Source organism: Pseudomonas sp. NPDC089734, from assembly GCF_044748865.1.
In the GTDB taxonomy this organism is placed as follows: domain Bacteria; phylum Pseudomonadota; class Gammaproteobacteria; order Pseudomonadales; family Pseudomonadaceae; genus Aquipseudomonas.
The window spans coordinates 31,435-51,608 of record NZ_JBIVGV010000023.1 but is presented as its reverse complement, the minus strand read 5'-3'; the positions used below and the strand labels follow the sequence as shown (position 1 = coordinate 51,608).

Sequence of the window (20,174 nt, the reverse complement as noted above, 5' to 3'; positions counted from 1 at the left end):
CTGTTTTCATGCTCGTCTCTTGCCTGAAGGGAACGAGTCTCTGAACCCTTGTCTTCGCGAGCAGGGCCGCCCGCGAAGATACCCGCGACCGTCAGCTCCCCGCTGACTCGCCTTCCCGCCGTCTGCTGCTGACTTCCGGCGGCACATCTTCACCCGCCATGCGCTTGCGGAACAGTCCGGTACGGGCCAGCAGCAGGGTGGTGACCGGTACGGTGATGGCCAGCAGAATGGGAATCAGCCAGGCATGGGCCACAGGCCCGGATTTCAGGGCCGAGAAGTAGATGATCGACGCCAGTGCGACGCACCAGGTCCCCAGGGTGGAAGCCAGGGCCGGTGGATGCATGCGTTGAAAGAAGTCCTTCAGGCACAGAATGCCCAGAGCCCCCGTCAAGGCGAGCAGGCTGCTGGCAACCAGCAGTAGCGAAGTGAGGACCTGAACCCAGAAGGGGATGGCTTGCAATGCAGTCATTCGATCACCTCACCGCGCAGCAGGAATTTGGCCAGGGCAAAGGAGCCGACGAAGCCGAACAGGGCGATCAGCAGGGCGGCCTCGAAATAGGTGTCGCTGATGTAGCGAATGCCCAGCACCAGCATCATCAGCATGCCGATGGTGTACAGGTAATCCAGCGCCAGTACGCGATCCTGGGCTGATGGTCCCTTGAACAGGCGTATCAGCGTGAACACCATCGCCAAAGAAAAGATGAACAGGCTGAGCAGGATGGCATTGTCGAGCAGGGCACTCATTGGAAAATCTCCATCAAGGGGCGCTCATAGGTGGTCTTGAAATGCTCGATGAATTGCGCTTCGTCTTCCAGGTCGAACACATGCATCAGCAACAGGCTGCGATCCAGCGCCAGCTCCGACCAGACGGTGCCGGGCACGACCGTCGTGACGATGGCCAGTGCCGCCAGCCCGTTGGGATCGCGCAGGTCCAGCGGTACCTTGACGAACGCCGAGCGGGGCGGGCGACGCTTGAGGTTCCAGATCGACCAGAACACCTGAAGATTGGAAACCAGCGTATCCCGGCCCACCAGCAGAACGTACCGGAGAATGGTGCCCGGTTTGCGGATGCGCACGGGCATTGGCCGCAAGGGTGCCATGAGCAGAGGAGCCAGAAAGCCGAACAGGGCACCCAGCAACACAGTGCCCGGGCTTACCGAGAGGTTCAGCATCAGCCACAACGCCCAGAGTGCCAGGGAAAGCCACGGGGCGGGCAAGAAGTATTTCATCATGGCTCCACCTGCGAGACGGCATGTGTGCTGGTCGGTCCCGGTACCGGGCGTGTCGCCATGACCGATTGCACGTATTGCGTGGGGTGATGCAAGGCCGCTGCGGTGTCCTGGGTGTAACGCAGCAGCGGCTCGGCCTTGATCGTCAGGGCAATGCACAGGCCCAGCAGAATGATGATGGGCAGGCATTCATTGCGACGCAGCAAGGGTGAAGGGCTTTCCAGCGGCGTCCAGAAGCGTTGTGTGCCGAGACGGGAAAAGCCGATCAGCGAAGCCACGCCGGAGAAGATCAGCAGGGCGATCAATATCCAGCCCTGGGTAGAAATCGTGGCGTCATTGGCCACATCCAGTCCCAGTGGATTGAGCAGGGCGCTGAGCAGGGTCAGTTTGCCAATGAACCCCGAAAGCGGAGGCATGCCGATCACCAGCAGCGCACAGGCAATGAAACTCAGGCCCAGAAAGGCCATGGTCATGGGGATGACCTGACCGACCACGGCTTTCTGTTCATCGTCCAGGTTGGTGCCCGGTGGCGGATTGAGCGATTCCATATTGCGTGGCAACTGATCCGCATCTTCTTCCAGAGGGATCTCGTTGGCCGAGCGTGAGCGCTCGATCAGCTCGCCCAGCAGGAACAGGGCACTCAAGGCCAGGGTCGAGCTGACCAGATAGAACAGAGCGCCAGCCGTCAGGCTCGGCTGGGCGAAACCGATGGCCGACAGCAGGATGCCAGCGGACACCAGGATACTCAGGCTGGCCATGCGCTCCAGTCGCTGGGCCGCGATGATGGCGACGGCAGCGGTAACGATGGTTGCCATGCCGCCATAGATCAGCCAGTCGCCGCCGAAGAAGGCTGAGGGTCCGGCCTGTTCGGAAAACAGCAGGGTCCAGAGGCGCAGCAGGGTGTAGATGCCGACCTTGGTCATGATGGCGAACATGGCGGCAACCGGGGCGCTGGCGGCGGAATAGGCTGGCACCAGCCAGAAGTTCAGCGGCCACATGCCGGCTTTGGTCAGGAACGCTGTGGCCAGAATCGCAGCGCCGGCATGCAGCAGGCCCAGGTCGGCCTCCGAGACCTGCGGAATCTTGATCGCCAGATCGGCCAGGTTCAGGGTGCCTGTTACGCCATAGATCAGCGCGGCCCCAATCAGGAACAGCGAGGAGGCCAGGAGGTTGATCGAGATGTAATGCAGGCCTGCCGTGACCCGGGCGCGTCCGGAGCCATGCAGCATCAAGCCATAGGAAGCTGCCAGCAGAACCTCGAAGAACACGAACAGGTTGAACAGGTCGGCCGTCAGAAAGGCGCCGTACAGTCCCATCAACTGAATCTGGAACAGGGCATGGAAGCTGGCTCCGGCCCGATCCCAGCGCGCCAGGGCGAACAGCAGCGCACACACGGCAATGATGCCGGTCAGCACCAGCATCAACGCCGACAGGTGATCCACCACCAACACGATGCCGAACGGCACTTCCCAGTTGCCCGGCAAGTAGACACCGATGGAGCCTGAGTGGCCGTTCTGCTGCACCCACATGAGCAGGGTGATGGAAATTCCGAGCCCCAGCATGCTGGACAGCAGGTTGATACGCCCCTTGAGTGGCCGGTGTCTCTCGCCCAGCCAGAGCATCAGCCCGGCGGTCACGAGAGGCAGCAGGATCGGCGCGACGATCAGTTGGTTCATCCAGCTCATGCCTTGGGCTCCCGGCCATCGACATGGTCCGTGCCGGTCAGCCCTCGGGATGCCAGCAGGACGACCAGGAACAACGCGGTCATGGCGAAGCTGATCACGATGGCAGTCAGCACCAGGGCCTGGGGCAGGGGGTCGGTGTAATTGAGCAGGTCCTGAGGGATGCCGTCCTTGATGATGGGCTCCTTGCCGATGAACAGGCTGCCCATGCTGAAGATGAACAGGTTCACGCCATAAGACAGCAGGCACAGCCCCATCACGACCTGAAAGGTCCGGGGGCGCAGGATCAACCAGACACCGGAGGCGGCGAGTACACCGATGGCAACGGCAATGACTTCTTCCATCAGACGGCTCCTTGTGGGATCGCGGGGTCGGCAGCCGGAGTGGCAATCGGTTTGGGCAACGACGTCGGGCGATGGCTACGTACCGCCTGGTGAGCCAGTGCGGTGAGGATCAACAGGGTCGAGCCCACGACCACGGCATAGACACCTACATCAAAGAACAGGGCGCTGGCGATATGAATGTCCCCCAGTATCGGCAATTGCAGATGGGCGGTATGGGTGGTCATGAACGGGTAGCCCAGGGCGATGGACCCCAGGCCCGTGGCGATTGCACACAGCAGGCCCGTGCCCATCCAGCGCAAGGGGCGCAGGCTCATCTGGGCTTCGACCCACTGAGTGCCGGCCACCATGTATTGCAGGATGAACGCCACCGACATCACCAGCCCGGCGACGAATCCGCCTCCCGGCTGGTTGTGGCCGCGCATGAACAGGTACATCGACACCACGAAGGCGACAGGCAACAGCAGGCGCACCAGCACTGCAGGCACCATCATGAAGCCCAGGGCAGTGTCGCTCGCGCTGCGCGGGTTGATCAGGTCGGTGACCACATCGCTTGCCAGCAGGCGCTGCTGGGCGGGCAGGGCGATACTTTCCTTGGGCGGACGGAAGCGTCGCAGCAGGGCGAATACCGTCAGGGCCACCGCGGCCAGGACCGTGATCTCGCCGAACGTATCGAAGCCCCGGAAGTCCACCAGCATCACGTTGACCACGTTGGTTCCGCCGCCCTCGGGCAAGGCCCGGCTCAGGTAGAACGAGGAAATCGCGTTGGGTGTCTGGCGGGTCAGCATGGCATAGGACAGCAAGGCCATGCCCGCGCCGACCAGGACGGACAGCGACAAGTCACGAATGCGGCGGGTGCGGGCACTGAAACGGGTGCTTTCCAGCGGGGCGACATCCTCGTTGCGTCGCGGCAGCCAGCGCAGCCCCAGCAGGATCAGCACGGTGGTCACCACTTCCACCACCAGCTGGGTCAGCGCCAGATCCGGAGCCGAGAACCAGACAAAGGTGATACAGGTCATCAGGCCGCACACGCTGACCATGATCAGCGCGGCCAGGCGGTGATACTTGCCTTGCCAGGCGGCCCCAAGGGCGCAGGCAATCGCAATCAGCCACAGGGTGACGAACACGCCCGAACCTGGAATCTTCGGCCGGTCGCCCCAGGTCAGGCCGCTGAAATACATCGGAATGAAACCCAGCAGGGCGGCTGCCAGGACCAGCAGGAATAACTGCGGTTGCAAGCGACGGGTGCTGACCTGCCGTTCAAAGCGGCGAGCCCAGTGCATGAGCACCACCAGACAGCGATCGAACAGGTGCTTGCCGTTCAGTCGCGACACCAGCGGTGGACCGACAAAACGCTCCTGCCGTAACGACTTGCGCAGCAGCAGGTACAAGAGCGTACCCCCGGCCAGTGCAACCAGGCTCATGACCATCGGGGTGTTCCAGCCATGCCAGATCGCAAGGCTGTATTCGGGCAAGGTGCCCCCCACCACCGGCTGGGCCGCGGCGGCCAGCAGGGGCGCGACCGATTGCGCGGGGAACACGCCGACCACCAGGCAGGTCATGACCAGCAGTTCCACCGGTGCCCGCATCCAGCGCGGCGGTTCATGGGGCAGCAGGGGCAGGTCCTTGGCCGTCGGGCCGAAAAAGACATCCACGGTAAAACGCAGCGAATAGGCCACGCTGAAGGCACCGGCGAGTGTGGCGATGATGGGCAGTGCCAGCTCCACCCAGGCCGTGGCAGAAATGAACACCGTCTCGGCGAAGAACATTTCCTTGGACAGGAAGCCGTTGAGCAACGGCACCCCGGCCATGGACGCACTGGCCACCATCGCCAGGGTCGCGGTGTAAGGGATCAGCCTGACCAGCCCGCTCAGGCGCCGGATGTCGCGGGTGCCGCTTTCATGGTCGATGATCCCGGCGGCCATGAACAATGAGGCCTTGAACGTGGCGTGGTTGAGGATATGGAACACCGCCGCGACAGCCGCCAGCGGGCTGTTCAGGCCCAGCAGCAGGGTAATCAGCCCCAGGTGACTGATGGTCGAGTACGCCAGCAGGCCCTTGAGGTCATTCTGGAAAATGGCGGAATAGGCACCGAGTATCAGGGTGCAGGCCCCGGCACCGCTGACGATCCAGAACCATTGCTCGGTGCCGGACAGGGCCGGCCACAGGCGGGCCAACAGAAAGACCCCGGCCTTGACCATGGTGGCCGAGTGCAGATAGGCCGAAACCGGTGTGGGCGCTGCCATGGCATGGGGCAGCCAGAACTGAAACGGAAACTGTGCGCTTTTGCTCAGCGCGCCGATCAGGATCAGGGTCAGCAGCACGGGATACAGGGCGTGTGAGCGGATGGCTTCGCCCGAGGCCAGTACACGGTCCAGGTCATAGCTGCCCACCACATGGCCCAGCAGCAGGACGCCGACCAGCAACGCCAGTCCGCCTGCGCCCGTGACCATCAGCGCCATATAGGCACCCCGGCGGGCATCGGAGCGGTGGTGCCAGTAGCCGATCAGTAAGAATGAGAACAGGCTGGTCAGTTCCCAGAAAAAGACGATCTGAATCAGGTTGCCGGAGATCACCAGCCCGAGCATGGCCCCCATGAAGGCCAGGAAGAATGCAAAAAAACGCGGGACCGGATCGTCCGGCGACATGTAATAGCGGGCGTACAGCGACACCAGCGTGCCGATGCCCAGGACCATCATCGAAAACATCCAGGCAAAGCCGTCCATGCGCAGGACGAAGTTCAGCCCCAGGCTGGGCAGCCAGGAATACTCTTCGCGAATCACGCCGCCGTGGGCGATCTGCGGGAACCACAACGCAACCTGCACGGCACCGATCAGGGCGATCATGCCTGCGAGCAGGGATTCAGCGTTACGTGCATTGTGGGGCAACAATGCCGCCAGACAGCTGCCGATGAAAGGCAGAAGCAGTAGAACTATCAGGGACATAGGCTTCTAATCTGCGGGGAAATGTCAAGCATCATACGTGCCAGACGTCGCATTACCAAACGCATGGTCGCTGAAATTTCCTACAAAAAATGTCCGCGAAGCCTCTGGCTCAGTCCATTTTTTGCAGGACGTCCTCTTCCGAATCCTGAGCTTTGATCTCTGATCGGGTGCGTGTCTTGATCTCGCTGACGATCACGCCGACCACAATCAGCGCCGCTCCCAACAGGGCAATGCCCGGCAAGCGTTCGCCCGCCAGCCGTCCGGCAATCCCGGCCCACACCGGTTCACCGGCATAGATCACGGTTGCACGAGTGGGTGAGACGCTTTTCTGTGCCCAGTTCATGGCGACCTGGATCACGGCGCTCATTGCGCCCAGTCCCACGGCGCTGCCCACCAACAGCCAGGAGAAGCCCGGCAGGCTTTCGCCGGTGGGGACGATCATCAGGAAAGCCAGGAACGAGGCCGTTGCCAGCTGGACCACCGTGACCCGGCGCACGTTGACCTTGCCGGCGTAGGCACTGATCAGAATGATTTCGGCCGAAATCGCCACGGCGCTGATGATGGTCGCGATCTCGCCCGGACTGAACTGCAACGATGCACCTTCGGGACCGGACAGCAAGATGAGTCCGGTGAAGGCCAGGGCAATGCCCAGGCTGGGCATCAGGCCGGGACGACGGCCCAGCACCAGCCATTGCAGCAATGGCACGCAGGGGACATACAAGGCGGTGATGAACGCCGACTGGCTGCTGGGAATGGTTTGCAGGCCGATGGTCTGCAAGCCGTAGCCGAGCATGATCGAGGTGCCGATGAACACACCGGCCTTGAATTCGAGCAGGGTCAGGTCGCGCATGATGTTCATGGAGAACAGCGTGACGATGGCGGCCGCCGCCGCAAAGCGCAGCCCTACGAAGAACATCGGGCCGCTGACGGTCAGTGCGTGCTGGACCAGCAGGAATGTGCCGCCCCACAGGACAGTGATCAGGATCAGGATCGCTTCTGCTTTACTGACGCGGGGCATCCGGCGAATGGAAGTCATGAGGGTTTCCGGGCTGTTTAAAGCCTTGCATGCAAGGGGCGCACGCCACACAATGCGTCGCCAAAGGTGGGCAGTATAATGCGCAAAGGGTTCGAGTGAGCAATATCATGCACAAAGAAAATGCCCAGCGTGCGCCAGTGCTGCAACATGTCAGCCAAAACGTCCGGCGCTTGCGCAACTCGGCAGGCCTGAGCCAGACGGCGCTAGCGGAAAAGTCCGGCGTCAGCCGCCGCATGCTGGTGGCGATCGAGGCTGGCGAGAAGAATGTCAGCCTCGCGACCCTGGACCGGGTGGCCGAGGCACTGGAGGTCGCTTTCAGTGACCTGATCCAGGCCCCTGAACTGGCCGATCACAGCCGCATCAACGAACTGGCCTGGGCTGGCATGCCCGGCAGCAAGGCGGTGCTGCTGGCCAAGGCGCTTGCCAGACGTGAAGTCGAACTGTGGGAGTTCAGCCTTGAGCCGGGTGATGTCTACGCGTCCGAGGCCGATCCCGAAGGCTGGAGCGAGCAGGTCTACGTTGTGGAGGGGGAACTGACCGTCGCCTTTGCCGGAGATGAGCCGCCGCGTCTGGTCGGTCCGGGTGAATTTTTCATGTTCCCCAGCAACCAGCCGCACAGTTATCGTAATGAAGGTGACGTTACCTTGCGTTTTGTACGCAATGTGGTGCTGTAGACAAGGATTTTCATAACCACCAGCCCGAGGCGATATGCGATGTTCGACGACAAGATCCGGCCTGACGCAGCCGATGTGCTGATTATCGGCGGTGGCCTGAGTGGCAGCATGCTGGCCGTCCAGTTGCTGCGTCTGCCCGGCATGCGGCGGATCCTGATCGTTGAGCCCCGGTCCGAACTGGGCAGGGGAGAGGCCTACAGCGCGACCGAGCCGGGGCATACCCTCAATGGCAACGCTGCGCGCATGAGTGTCGATCCGGACAACACCGATGACTTGACCCAGTGGCTGACCGATTATCTGGCCGAGGGTGGCTGGCCCGAGTCGCAGGAACAATCGGCCCCGGTGTCCGGACTGTTTCCGCCGCGCGGTATTTTCGGGCTCTATGTGCAACAACGGTTGCGGGAGGCTCAGGCTGTCGGAGAGGTTCACGGCTCCAGCGTCGAGCATGTCCGGGCCGAAGTGGTCGATCTGTCGACCGGCGATTCAGGCGTAACGGCCACCCTGTCCGACGGGCGTGAGTTGCAGAGCCGTCTGGCAGTCCTGGCCACAGGCATGTTCGCGGCTTCCCGCACCCCGCAGCATCATTCCAACGGCCTCAATGCAGCGGCGCTCGACCCGTGGGATGTCGAGGTCATGCGTCGTCTCGATCCTCGCTCCACGGTGTTGATCATCGGTTCAGGCCTGACCATGGTCGATGCGGTGGTGTCCTTGCAGCAAGCCGGGCACCGAGGGCCGATCCGGGTGTTTTCCCGCCATGGTCTGCTGCCTCATGTGCGTCGCCAGCCGCCGGAGTGGGCGGATTTTCTCGAGCAGGATCACAGTATTCGCAGCACCCGCCAGCTGGTTCGCAAAGTGCGCGAGCAGTGTGAGCTGGCGATCGAGAGCGGTATTGACTGGCAGGCACCGCTGGACACGGTGCGGGCCAATATCGGTCGGCTGTGGAGTCAGGCATCCGACCGTCAGCGGCGGCAGTTCGTCAGGCATGTGCGGCCCTGGTGGGAAAGCCATCATCACCGCTCGCCACCGCCGAGTGCCGCGTTGCTGGCTGATCTGGTGCAGGAAGGGCGTCTGACCATCCAGGCAGCGTCCCTGCAAGGTGTACAACCCCTGGCTTCGGGGCAGGTCCAGATTCAGATCCGGCACCGGGGCCAGAGTCACTCATCGCTGGTGCCGGGCGATGCCTTGATCAATTCCACGGGCATCGAATATGACTGGCGCCGGGTCGACCGGGCCTTGCCAAGGCAATTGCTGGCACGGGGCCTGATCCGGCCGGGGCCATTGGCGCTGGGGATTGCCGCCGACACCGGCGGTGCCGTGCAGGATGCTCACGGGCACTGCTCGTCGCGTCTGTTTGCCATGGGGCCGCCATTGCGAGGCTTGTGGTGGGAAAGTACGTCAGTCACGGACGTGGCGAGTCAGGCCAAGGCTCTGGCCCTGCGATTGTCGACCTTGTTTTGAATGCCTAGACCGACAGGTGCAGCATCCTGTCGCCTTGCAGGCTTTCGCCAGGCCGACGCTTGTTGACGGCCAGCGCGCCTATCCTGATCAAGTGGGCGCGGGTGACATTGCGGGTCAGCCCGAGCAGGTTGGCAGTGTGCACCTGATTGTGGTGGCAGAAGCGATAGGCCGCCCTGAACAGTGCATCCTCGACCTTTTCATGCAGGGCTCCGGCCTGCTCCTCGAACAGCTTTTGAAAGGCATGCTCCAGCAGCTCTTCGGCCGACTCGCCACCTTTCGGCGCTTCCACCTGACGCTCGATCTTCAGGTTCGACAGGCGCAGGTCTTCGTGCTGAATGATGCCGTTACGGCAAACCAGCAAGGTGTGGTGGATGACGTTTTCCAGCTCGCGAATATTGCCCGGCCAGGTGTAGCTCTTGAGCTTGAGTTCGGCCTCGGGGCTGATCTGGATCGGACCATGCTGCAAACGCTGGCTGTAGACCTCGATGAAATGCCGCGCCAGAGGCAGGATATCGCCCGTTCGTTCTCGCAGCGGGCTCAAGTCCAGCGTGACCACATTCAGCCGGTAATACAGATCCTCACGGAAATACCCGGCATTGATGGCCTTTTCCAGATGGACATTGGTGGCGGCCAGTACCCGCACGTCGACGGGCGTGCTCTTGCGTGATCCGAGCCGCACAATCTCCCGCTCTTGCAGTACCCGCAGCAGCTTGACCTGCAACGGCATGGACAGGTCGCCGATTTCATCCAGAAACAGCGTGCCGCCATTGGCTTCCTCGAACCATCCGGCCCTGGCTGTGAGGGCACCGGTAAAGGCACCTTTCTCGTGGCCGAACAGTTCGGCCTCGATCAGGGATTCGGAGAGAGCCCCGCAGTTGACCGCCACGAAGGGTTTGTCGCGGCGGGTACTGAGTGCGTGGATGTGACGTGCAACCAGTTCCTTGCCAGTGCCGGTTTCCCCAACGACCAGCACACTGGCATCGCTGGGGGCGACCTGCTGCACATGGGCGAGCAGATCCCTGGATTTCGGGTCCTCGAACACCTGGGCGGTCGCCCGGATCGAGGTCGCCAGTGCCGGTGATGGCGGCAAGGTCAGCAGTTGCACGGCCATCACTTGGCCTGCGGTGGCAGATCGTTGGCAATCATTTCGCCAAACGGGCCAGTGAGGTTGGTAATGCCGCGACCGGCCAGGCTGGCATAAGGTTCGGGCAGCAACGGGAAGACCAGTTCGGCGAAGCGATAGGCTTCTTCCAGGTGGGGGTAGCCGGAGAAAATGAAGCTCTCGATGCCCAGGTCTGCGTACTCCTTGATGCGGGCCGCCACTTCCTGCGGATTGCCCACCAGTGCAGTACCGGCACCGCCACGCACCAGACCGACACCGGCCCACAGGTTGGGCGCGATTTCCAGGTTGTCGCGACGCCCGTCATGCAGGGCTGCCATGCGACGCTGGCCTTCGGAGTCGAAGCGGGCGAAGGACTTCTGGGCTGTGGCGATGGTTTCGTCGCTGATATGCTCGATCAAGGTGTTGGCGGCCTGCCAGGCTTCTTCGCTGGTTTCGCGTACGATCACATGCAGGCGAATCCCGAACTTCACGGTACGACCCTTGCGCGCTGCACGCTCGCGGACATCGGCCAGCTTCTGGGCCACGGCGGCCGGTGGTTCGCCCCAGGTCAGGTAGACATCCACCTGCTCGGCGGCCAGATCGTGGGCGGCGTCGGAAGAACCACCAAAATACAGCGGCGGGTAGGGTTTCTGGATCGGCGGATACAGCGCCTTGGCGTTCTGCACACGCAGATGCTTGCCCTCGAAATCCACGGCCTCGCCTTGCAGCACACGACGCCAGATCTGCAGGAACTCGTCGCTGACTTCATAACGCTCGCTGTGGTCCAGGAAGCTGCCATCGCCACGGTTCTCGTCCGGGTCGCCACCGGTGACCACGTTGATCAGCAGACGGCCGCCGGAGAGACGGTCCAGCGTGGCGGCCATACGCGCCGACACGGTCGGAGAAATGATGCCCGGACGAATGGCCACCAGAAACTTCAGGCGTTCGGTCAGCGGCACCAGTGCCGATGCGATGACCCAGGAGTCTTCGCAGGAGCGACCGGTCGGGATCAACACACCGTGATAACCCAGATCGTCGGCTGCCTGCGCCACTTGCTTCAGGTAATTGAGCGTGACTGGACGGGCACCCTTGGTCGTACCCAGAAAATGACCATCGCCGTGGGTCGGAAGAAACCAGAAAACGTTCATGACAAGTCCTTGGAAAGATCAGGCAGTGTTGAAAACTGACAGCGCCAACTGTTGCCTTGCAGACAGCTGACGAACAGTGCTCGGGTGCAGGACTTTATAAAGACTCTGATTTATTCCGTAAAAGAACGTAAATCCATATTTTTATATCTGAATTGAATATAAGGGCTGAAGCCGTCTGAGTGCGTTTGTCCCGATGTCGAAACTTTGCTTTCCCGGGCCTGTCGTTTTTTACGGAGACCATGGCGTATGCCAAGAGAATCAGACCTTGAACTTCGTCATCCAGAAACACGCTGCCCGCACCCTGCATTACGATTTCCGGCTGGAACTCGACGGTGTGCTCAAGAGCTGGGCGGTGCCCAGGGGGCCAAGCCTGGACCCTGCGCAAAAACGGCTGGCTATTGAAGTGGCGGATCACTCGCTGGACTACGCCGGGTTTGAAGGTCGTATTCCCGAGGGGCAGTATGGGGCCGGAGATGTGATCGTCTGGGACCGTGGCGTCTGGCTACCTCACAGCGATCCCCATGAAGCGTTTCGGCAGGGCAGGCTCGAATTCTCATTGCAGGGGGAGAAACTGACGGGCGGCTGGACCTTGTTGCGTACCCGTCTCAAGGGCCGTGGCGATCAGCAACAATGGCTGTTGATCAAGAGCCGGGATGCCCATGCCCGCCCTGCTGCCGAGTACGACATCCTTCGGGAGCAGCCGCACAGTGTCATCAGTCATGCGGGCTGACGAGCATCGACTAGGCTTTGGGGTTTAACCGGCAAGGACACGGGCCAGCATGCCGGACCATGGCCCGGGCTTGCCGGATGACGAGGAGAACTTCATGACCTCATCCATCGGTTTGACACGTCGAAAACTGCTCACCCTGGCGGCCGGGGTCACGGCGGCCCTGGCCTTCGACAGCGCGGCGGGGAACGAAAGGCCGCCGACGATTCTTTCACCCACATCGCCCTCGGCACTCCCCCCGAAACTGACGCACGGAGGCAGGACCATGCTGACCCGAGCCATTCCTTCCAGCAATGAACCCTTGCCCGTGGTCGGGTTGGGCACCTATCGCGGTTTTGATGTGGCGACCTCAAGCCCGGCATACAAACAGTTGCGGGCGGTGCTCGATGCCTTGTTCGAGGCGGGTGGCAGTGTCATCGACAGTTCCCCCATGTATGGGCGGGCCGAGCAGACCACCGGTGAGTTGCTGTCCATTCATGAGCCGCGTTCGCCTGCCTTTCTGGCGACCAAGGTCTGGACCCGCGGGCGCAAGGAGGGCATTGCACAGATGGAGGAGTCCTTCAGACTGTTGCAGACCGAGCGCATCGACCTGATGCAGATCCATAATCTGGTGGACTGGAAAGCGCACCTGCCGACCCTGCGGGAGTGGAAGGAGCAGGGCCGCATTCGTTACATCGGCATCAGCCATTACACGTCATCCGCTTATGACGATGTCGAGGCGGTGCTCAAGGCCGAGCCGCTGGATTTTCTGCAGATCAATTATGCGTTGGATGATCGGGACGCCGAGAAGCGACTGCTGCCGCTGTGCCGGGAGCGTGGTGTGGCGGTGATCTGCAACCGGCCCTTCGGCGGTGGCGGCCTGCTTTCACGGCTCAAGGACAAACCTTTGCCCGCCTGGACCTCGCAGGTAGAAGTGAACAGCTGGCCGCAGCTGGCGCTCAAGTTTCTGCTGGCCAACCCGGCAGTGACCTGTGTGATTCCGGGGACTGGCAACCCACGCTACATGGCGGAAAACGCCGGCGCGGGATTCGGCCCGATGCTGACCGATGCACAGCGTCAGCAGTTGATTGCCTTGGCAGGGTAAGCCTGTCGCGCAACAAACTGTAGGAGCGAATTCATTCGCGAAAGGCCCGTGAAGCTGAAGAAACCCTATAGGCTTCAATGACGTCTCGCGAATGAATTGGCTCCTACAGTCGTACCCGTCTCACAATATCCGATACAGCAACCGTTCGACCTTGACCCGGCTGACCCGGCGCAGAAACTTGCTGACGCCTTCGGGGTAGTCGGCCAGGGTGTCCAGTTCATCGTACTGGCCGACCCTTCGGGTATTGCGCATCAACTGCTCGATTTCGGCCTGTCGCGGTGCACTCCATTGAGCCTTGGGGTCATCGATCAGCAGGCCGTTTTCCAGGTCCAGGTTGAAGGCGCGCGGGTTCAGGTTATTGCCGGTCAGCAAGGTATAGCGCTCATCGACCCAGACCCCCTTGAGGTGGAAGGTGTTGTCGCCGTGCTTCCACAGGTGAAGGTTCAGGCGCTGCTGGGCGATGGCCTTCCTGTGCTTCTGGGCGAAGCGACGCAGGCTGATTTCATACAGGTAGGGCAGTGCCGAGATGACCTTGAACGGCTCTTCGGGAGGAATGAAGAAGTCGTTGGCGGTCTTGTCGCCGATGATGATGTCGACGGTCACACCGCGCTTGAGGGCGCGATTGATTTCCCGTTTCACAGCCATCGGCAGGTTGAAATAGGGGGTGCAGATCGTCAGTTGCGTCTTGCTGGCGGCGATCAACTCGCAAATGGTGCGGTTGAGCGGGTTGCGCGGGCCGACGCCCAGCAACGGGACAATACGCAGCTCGCCGTTTTCCCTGTCACCGGACGAGGTGTCATAGGCTGAACGTTTGAGGTGGCTGCGAAAGGCCCGGATCTCGCCGCGCAGGCTGCGGGAGGAGGGCGGTGATTGCAGGTCCAGGCGGTGTACGGCCGCAGAGGGCAGGATTTCACGTTGCACCATGCCTGTGAACGCATCCGCCAGCGGCGCGTTCCGGATCAGGTGATAACGGTCCAGACGGTACTTGTCGAGCTTGTGCAGATAGACGTTATTGATGCTGGCGCCGCTGTAGATCACACAGTCGTCGATCACGCTGCCCTTGAGGTGCAGCACGCCGAACAGCTCGCGAGTCTGTACCGGCACGCCATGGATCGGCACTTCGTGCTCGTATTCCAGATTCTGCGCCTGATACCAGGCCGAGTTTCCCGCCTGGCGACCGGCTCCGATCAGCCCTCTCTGGGCGCGAAACCAGTCCACCAGCACCACGACGTCCAGCTCGGGACGCGCAGCCTTGGCGGCATACAGGGCGTCGAGAATTTCCTGACCGGCTTCGTCCTGTTGCAGGTACAGGGCGATGATGTAGATGCGCCGGGTGGCAGAAGCGATCATTTCCAGCAGACAACGCCGATAGTCAGCGGCAGAAGGAACAATGGTCAGCGCATCGCCCGAAAGAGCGAAACCACGCAGTGTTGCCAGAGTCGAGCGTCGGAAGTTGGACTGCATAAGCCTCTCGATGGGGTAACCAACAGCGCACGAGCTTACACGAGAGTCGACACAAGGTCGCCGGTGAAGTCTTTCAGTGTCTGTCCAGCCCTGTCATTTCGCTGCTTGCTGTTCGCGACACTCTCCTCCGTGATGGCATTTCGTCGTAAAGATGGAACTTTGTCGGGTTTTGTACAATTAATTGATAATCATTGCTAAATGCGTCTGATAGTATTTCATTCGGCATATTATGGTCGGTCACATCCATGAGGGAGGCACTGACTTCATTTCTCTTGTCTGCAGGACACTTCAATGAACGCGACTCCGTTTCCCTATCGCCTTACTTTGCTGGCACTGGCTTGCTCCTTGAGCATTCCCGTATGGGCTGCCGATACGGCCACCTCAACGCAGGATGACACCGTCGTGCTGGGCGAAACCGCCATCAATGCGGAGAAGGCCGATCCCGATGCTCTGCCTCCCGCTTATGCCGGCGGCCAGGTCGCCAGGGGCGGTCAGCTTGGCGTGCTGGGCAATGCGGACATCATGGATGTGCCGTTCAGCATGACCAGCTACACCGAACAGTTGATTGAAGACCAGCAGGCGGAAGATATCGGCGACGTATTGCTTAATGATGCGTCGGTACGTCAGTCGTCAGGGTATGCCAATGCCTCGCAGATTTTTGTGATCCGTGGCTTGCCGTTGAACAGTGATGACATTTCCTACAATGGCCTGTATGGCGTCCTGCCCAGGCAGATCATTTCCACGGATGCACTGGAGCGGGTGGAAGTGTTCAAGGGCCCTAATGCCTTTATCAATGGCGTGACGCCTTCAGGCTCGGGCATCGGAGGAGGGGTCAACCTGCAACCCAAGCGGGCACAGGATACTCCGACCCGGCGCTTTACCACGGATATCAGTTCCGATGGCCGAATCGGTCAGCATCTGGATATCGGTCAGCGTTTCGGGGAAGACAACCGCTTTGGTGCGCGTCTGAATCTGGCTCAGCGCGAAGGCGAAACCGGTGTTGAGGACGAAGAACATCGCAGCAAGCTGTTCTCCCTCGGGCTGGATTACCGGGGTGACGATTTCCGTATTTCGGGTGACTTCGCCTACCAGAAACAACGGGTCAACCGCAGTCGCAACACCGTATTTGTCGGCAGCGGTCTGACCAGCGTTCCCCATGCTCCGGATGCCGATACCAACTACGCGCCAAGCTGGACCTACACCGAAACCGAGGACACTTTCGGCATGACCCGTGCCGAATATGACCTCAATGAAGACTGGACGCTCTATGCCGCGGCCGGTGCCAAACACACCCGCGAAGTGGGCGTCTATGGCTCGCCCACGATCACGGATGCAGCGGGTACCACTACGGTGTCGCCTTCTTTCATTCCTCATGATGAAGACAACACAACGGTCATGGCCGGGATCAATGGCAAGCTTCAGACCGGTCCGGTCAGTCACAAGCTCAATTTCGGCCTGGCCGGCATCTGGGCAGAACAACGCAGCGCCTATGTGTTTAGCAGCGGCAGTGTCAGCGGCAATCTCTACAATCAGGCTTCCTCGACCCGCCCTGCGCTGGACGGTACTCCCGGTGGCGACCTGAGTGATCCGGGCATCACTGGCAAGAACCGGATACGCAGCGCGGCCTTCTCCGACACGCTGGGCTTCTTCGACGATCGTCTGTTGCTGACGGCTGGCCTGCGTCGTCAGGAACTGCGTGTGCAGGGCTACGCCTACGGCACCGGGACCCGTACCTCGGTCTACGATGAGTCGATCACTACGCCGGTTTATGGTCTGGTCTTCAAGCCTTGGCGCTATGTGTCCTTCTATGCCAACCGCATCGAAGGTCTGGCACAAGGTCCAACTGCGCCGAGCACGGTGACAGTCAACCCGGGCGAGGTTTTTCCGCCGGCACGCTCCAAGCAGATCGAAGCGGGTGTGAAACTGGACATGGGCACTTTCGGCGCCAGCCTGGGTGTTTACCGGATCGAGCGACCTGCCGATGGCTATCAGGTAACGGACGGTACGACCAGCCGCTATGTGCGTGATGGCGAACAGCGCAACCGTGGTGTGGAGATGAACGTGTTCGGTGAACCCGTCAGCGGATTGCGTCTGCTGGCTGGCCTGACCCTGATGGACTCCGAACTGCGCGGAACCCAGGGGGGGACCAATGACGGTAACGAAGCCATCGGCGTGCCGACTTTCCAGTTCAACGCGGGTGTCGACTGGGATATCCCGGGTATTCAGGGGGCGGCACTCAACGCCCGGATGTTGCGTACGGGCGGTCAATATGTCGATGCGGCCAACACCTTGAGCATTCCGACCTGGAACCGTTTCGACCTGGGCGCACGTTACACCTTCAACGTGGCACAGAAAGACGTCACTTTGCGTGCCAATGTCGAGAACCTGGCGAACAAGGACTATTGGGCGTCTGCCAACGGGGGCTACCTGACCCAGGGCGAGCCTCGAACCCTCAAGTTGTCGGGCACCATCGATTTCTGATGGTGTTGGCACGGGCCGCGTTCATTGACGCGGCCCGTGTATCGATCAATACCCGCTGCGTTTCAGGATCGTATCGATGCTGTCCCTGGCTGGCCGACCGTAGAACTTGAGCAGTTCCGGAGTCCGGTTGGTGAAGAAGCCATCGGCACCGTCGGTGCTGATTTTCTTGAAGTCCACGGCTTCATCCACGGTGTAGGGGTGAACCAGCATGCCTTTATCGTGGGTCAGGTTGTTCATCCAGGGTTTGACCAGGTCCATGTAGCTCTGGTCGCCACCATCGGTGAGCTGCGAGGACGGGCCGGTGCCGATGGCACCATGGGCCTTGGCCCAGTCGATCCAGGCCACGAACTCTTCCTGGGATTTGATTTCCTGTGCAGCGTAATAGCTGGCCTTGTCCTTGAACCCGGAATCCTTGAAGGGAACACTGGATTTCGGCTCTATCGAGCCTTCACCGATCCATAGCAACAGCACCTTTGGAACCTTGGGCATTTCCTTCTGCAGCAGCATCAGGCTGGACTTGTCGAAGGTCTGCAACACCACACGGCCCGGCATGTGGGCGACGTTCACATTGCCAGGCGCAGCCGCCGGGCGCGGGTTGAGCCAGCCACGTTTGGCCAGTGCCCTCCTGAGATCGCCTTCGATGCCCGGAAACTGGCTGGGGACCTTGGTCTCGATATACAGCCCCGGCTTGTTCGTGCCGCCTTCGGCGATGTCGATCACTTCATCCAGGGTCAGAATCTGCAGGCCGACATAGCTGTCACGGGCACGTGAAGGGTAGGCCTTGTTGAACCAGGTGCCGGCGTCCAGCTCCTTGAGCTCGGCCAGCGTGAAGCTGCTGACCGGGTCCTTGCTGCGCTTGGGATAGACCTTCGCGATATTGGTCGTGCGTTCGAGCGTGTCGTCATGCAGGGCAATCAGTACCCCGTCCTTGGTGCGCTGAATGTCCATTTCCAGATAGTCCGCGCCCAGGTCCCGTGCCAGAGTGTAGGCCGGGATGGTTTCTTCCGGCGCATCGTACGACGCCCCGCGATGCGCAATGACGGCCGGCCAGGGCAGGCCGTTCTTTTCACTGATCACCTTGCCCGGCGCTTCGGCCGCCGGTGCCAGGCCCGGCGCCAGTAACGCGCCGGCCATGATTGCAGCGGCCAGCAGGCTGGCCAGGGGCTTCTTGGAAAATCCTTGCATGATCTGCTTATTCCTTGTTTGCAGGATGAGTTGCGACAAGGCACAGCATGAAGCATTCGTGAGGCGCCGCAAACCGTCTGTCGCCCTGTGACCGGTCATGTCGCACATAAGTGTCGTATTCAGCACAGAAAGATGGCTGAAAGCCATGTATTTAGGCACTATGAAGCCTCAGATACCGCCCAGTCTGTCCGGTAAATGAGTCCACTGTGTGAATGTCCCTCTTTCCAGGCGTTTTATATGGAAACCAACACGTACAGGGCTCTGGTGGGTTTCGTCGATATGCTCATGGACGCTATTTGCGTCGTAGACACAGAGGGACGCTATGTCTATGTCAGCGCAGCCTGTGAGCGGATCTTCGGTTATACCGCCCAAGAGTTGATCGGCACGCAAATGCTTTGCCTGGTCCACCCCGAAGATCGCGCCCGCACTCTGGCGGCTGCCCGGGACATCATGGACGGCAACCCCAAACTGCATTTCGAGAATCGTTACCTGCACAAGAGCGGGCGTGTGGTGCACATCATGTGGTCAGCACGCTGGTCGGAAGTGGACCGGTTGCGTATCGCTGTCGCCCGTGACATTACCGAACTCAAGCGGGCGGACTCGCTGCGTCTGGCGCTGTTCGAGATTTCCGAAGCGGCCAACAACACCGAGGACTTGCACTGCCTGTTCCGGGACATTCACCACATCATTGGCGACCTGCTGCCGGCCCGGAACTTTTCGGTGTCGTTGTATGACCCGAGCCACGAACGGCTGTCCTTTGCCTACCATGTCGATGAGCAGAATGATGCCGCCGTTGAGGCGGTTGCTCAGGAAATTGCCCGCACCGGGCAGGGCCTTCTGTTCGGATTCCACAACCGGAGTGCGTTGCCCGAGTCACTGGCCCGCCTGACAACGCCCGATGGCTTGCCCTGGCTGGGCGTTCCGCTCAACTCACCCAGCGGCACCATCGGAGCGCTGATGGTCAAGGGCGATATACAGAGTCTGGCCTACTCGGTACAGGATCAGGAATTGTTGCAATTCGTCTCCAGTCAGGTGGCGGCGGCCATCGAGCGCAAGCAACTTCATGAGCGTTTGCAGGTCATGGCGCAGTACGATCCCCTGACGCGCCTTCCCAATCGCATGCTCTTGCAGGACCGTCTGCAAAGTGCCATTGACCGGGCTTATCGGCACAGTGAATGTCTGGCGGTGCTGTACCTCGATCTGGACAAGTTCAAGCAGGTCAACGACACCCTGGGGCATGCCGCAGGCGATGTGCTTCTGCAGGAGGTGGCACGACGACTCAAGTCCTGCGTGCGCGATTCCGACACGGTGGCCCGTATCGGTGGCGACGAATTTGTCGTGTTGCTGGACCGTATCGTTTCACTGGACGACGCGACGCTTGTGGCGGACAAGATTCGCCATGCCCTCAGCGAGCCGGTGGTGCTGGAGGGGGATTTCTGGCCGGTCTCATCCAGCATCGGCATTGCCCACTACCCGGATCATGCCACTGATCTGGCGCAGCTGTTCAGATACGCGGACGAGGCGATGTACAAGGCCAAGAAGGAGCGTGTCTCGGCTTGAGCCTTCAAGAGGCGCTGCACAAGCCGGCCCAATCGCGTTATTGTCGGTCTTTTGATGA

17 protein-coding genes and 1 pseudogene are annotated in these 20,174 nt (G+C 61.0%); 6 read left to right on the top strand and 12 right to left on the bottom strand.

Annotated features, from left to right (window positions below; genetic code table 11):
- Positions 1-91: 91 nt before the first annotated feature.
- The 7 genes from ACIPY9_RS22460 to ACIPY9_RS22430 all read right to left on the bottom strand — a co-directional run bounded on the left by ACIPY9_RS22460 (position 92) and on the right by ACIPY9_RS22430 (position 7,233).
- Positions 92-469 (bottom strand): Na+/H+ antiporter subunit G, encoded by a 378-nt coding sequence (locus ACIPY9_RS22460; RefSeq protein WP_400706718.1) that lies wholly within the window; start codon positions 467-469, stop codon positions 92-94.
- Positions 466-744 (bottom strand): K+/H+ antiporter subunit F, encoded by a 279-nt coding sequence (locus tag ACIPY9_RS22455; protein WP_400706715.1) that lies wholly within the window; start codon positions 742-744, stop codon positions 466-468. The genes ACIPY9_RS22460 and ACIPY9_RS22455 overlap by 4 nt, the downstream gene beginning before the upstream one ends.
- On the bottom strand, positions 741-1,229 hold the full coding sequence (locus ACIPY9_RS22450) for a Na+/H+ antiporter subunit E (RefSeq protein ID WP_400706773.1): 489 nt from the start codon (positions 1,227-1,229) through the stop codon (positions 741-743). Before ACIPY9_RS22450 ends, ACIPY9_RS22455 begins: the two co-directional genes overlap by 4 nt.
- Positions 1,229-2,914: a monovalent cation/H+ antiporter subunit D gene (locus tag ACIPY9_RS22445; protein ID WP_400706713.1), complete on the bottom strand. Its 1,686-nt coding sequence runs from the start codon at positions 2,912-2,914 to the stop codon at positions 1,229-1,231. Before ACIPY9_RS22445 ends, ACIPY9_RS22450 begins: the two co-directional genes overlap by 1 nt.
- Complete coding sequence (locus ACIPY9_RS22440) at positions 2,911-3,255, bottom strand: Na+/H+ antiporter subunit C (protein WP_007251310.1); 345 nt, start codon at positions 3,253-3,255, stop codon at positions 2,911-2,913. The genes ACIPY9_RS22445 and ACIPY9_RS22440 overlap by 4 nt, the downstream gene beginning before the upstream one ends.
- Positions 3,255-6,197, bottom strand: coding sequence for a monovalent cation/H+ antiporter subunit A (locus tag ACIPY9_RS22435; protein ID WP_400706709.1), 2,943 nt, complete (start codon positions 6,195-6,197; stop codon positions 3,255-3,257). The genes ACIPY9_RS22440 and ACIPY9_RS22435 overlap by 1 nt, the downstream gene beginning before the upstream one ends.
- A gap of 109 nt (positions 6,198-6,306) precedes the next feature.
- Complete coding sequence (locus ACIPY9_RS22430; RefSeq protein WP_400706706.1) at positions 6,307-7,233, bottom strand: DMT family transporter; 927 nt, start codon at positions 7,231-7,233, stop codon at positions 6,307-6,309.
- 107 nt (positions 7,234-7,340) lie between these two features.
- On the opposite strand from ACIPY9_RS22430, the gene ACIPY9_RS22425 reads away from it, so the two are divergent.
- Positions 7,341-7,907, top strand: coding sequence for a helix-turn-helix domain-containing protein (locus ACIPY9_RS22425; protein ID WP_400706703.1), 567 nt, complete (start codon positions 7,341-7,343; stop codon positions 7,905-7,907).
- Between the two features lie 39 nt (positions 7,908-7,946).
- Positions 7,947-9,365, top strand: a complete 1,419-nt coding sequence (locus tag ACIPY9_RS22420; protein ID WP_400706700.1) for an FAD/NAD(P)-binding protein — start codon at positions 7,947-7,949, stop codon at positions 9,363-9,365.
- Between the two features lie 4 nt (positions 9,366-9,369).
- Here the strand turns inward: ACIPY9_RS22420 and ACIPY9_RS22415 are convergent, their stop codons facing one another.
- Together ACIPY9_RS22415 and ssuD are read right to left on the bottom strand one after the other, a co-directional pair.
- Positions 9,370-10,476 carry a sigma-54 interaction domain-containing protein gene (locus ACIPY9_RS22415; protein ID WP_400706697.1) on the bottom strand — a complete coding sequence of 369 codons (1,107 nt, stop codon included), beginning with the start codon at positions 10,474-10,476 and terminating at the stop codon, positions 9,370-9,372.
- Entirely contained in the window at positions 10,476-11,615 is a 1,140-nt protein-coding gene (ssuD, locus tag ACIPY9_RS22410; protein WP_400706694.1) for an FMNH2-dependent alkanesulfonate monooxygenase, read from the bottom strand. Before ssuD ends, ACIPY9_RS22415 begins: the two co-directional genes overlap by 1 nt.
- Positions 11,616-11,880: 265 nt before the next feature.
- On the opposite strand from ssuD, the pseudogene ACIPY9_RS22405 reads away from it, so the two are divergent.
- Positions 11,881-12,339 (top strand): annotated as a pseudogene (locus ACIPY9_RS22405) (DNA polymerase ligase N-terminal domain-containing protein); the annotation flags it as partial.
- Positions 12,340-12,369: 30 nt separating this feature from the next.
- Here ACIPY9_RS22405 and ACIPY9_RS22400 read toward each other — a convergent pair.
- The gene (locus ACIPY9_RS22400) at positions 12,370-12,609 is read right to left on the bottom strand and encodes a hypothetical protein (RefSeq protein WP_400706779.1); all 240 of its coding nucleotides are present in this window, start codon (positions 12,607-12,609) and stop codon (positions 12,370-12,372) included.
- On the opposite strand from ACIPY9_RS22400, the gene ACIPY9_RS22395 reads away from it, so the two are divergent.
- Entirely contained in the window at positions 12,506-13,426 is a 921-nt protein-coding gene (locus ACIPY9_RS22395; RefSeq protein WP_400706770.1) for an aldo/keto reductase, read from the top strand. The genes ACIPY9_RS22400 and ACIPY9_RS22395 overlap by 104 nt on opposite strands.
- Positions 13,427-13,546: 120 nt before the next feature.
- Here the strand turns inward: ACIPY9_RS22395 and pssA are convergent, their stop codons facing one another.
- Positions 13,547-14,890: a CDP-diacylglycerol--serine O-phosphatidyltransferase gene (gene pssA, locus ACIPY9_RS22390; protein ID WP_400706691.1), complete on the bottom strand. Its 1,344-nt coding sequence runs from the start codon at positions 14,888-14,890 to the stop codon at positions 13,547-13,549.
- A gap of 291 nt (positions 14,891-15,181) precedes the next feature.
- Here pssA and ACIPY9_RS22385 point away from each other — a divergent pair, with 291 nt between their 5' ends.
- The gene (locus ACIPY9_RS22385; RefSeq protein WP_400706688.1) at positions 15,182-17,371 is read left to right on the top strand and encodes a TonB-dependent receptor; all 2,190 of its coding nucleotides are present in this window, start codon (positions 15,182-15,184) and stop codon (positions 17,369-17,371) included.
- Between the two features lie 45 nt (positions 17,372-17,416).
- On the opposite strand, the gene ACIPY9_RS22380 is transcribed toward ACIPY9_RS22385, so the two are convergent.
- Positions 17,417-18,556, bottom strand: coding sequence for a glycerophosphodiester phosphodiesterase (locus ACIPY9_RS22380; protein WP_400706685.1), 1,140 nt, complete (start codon positions 18,554-18,556; stop codon positions 17,417-17,419).
- A gap of 237 nt (positions 18,557-18,793) precedes the next feature.
- Between ACIPY9_RS22380 and ACIPY9_RS22375 the strand changes: the two genes are divergently transcribed.
- Positions 18,794-20,116 (top strand): diguanylate cyclase domain-containing protein, encoded by a 1,323-nt coding sequence (locus ACIPY9_RS22375; RefSeq protein ID WP_400706682.1) that lies wholly within the window; start codon positions 18,794-18,796, stop codon positions 20,114-20,116.
- Positions 20,117-20,174: the final 58 nt, after the last annotated feature.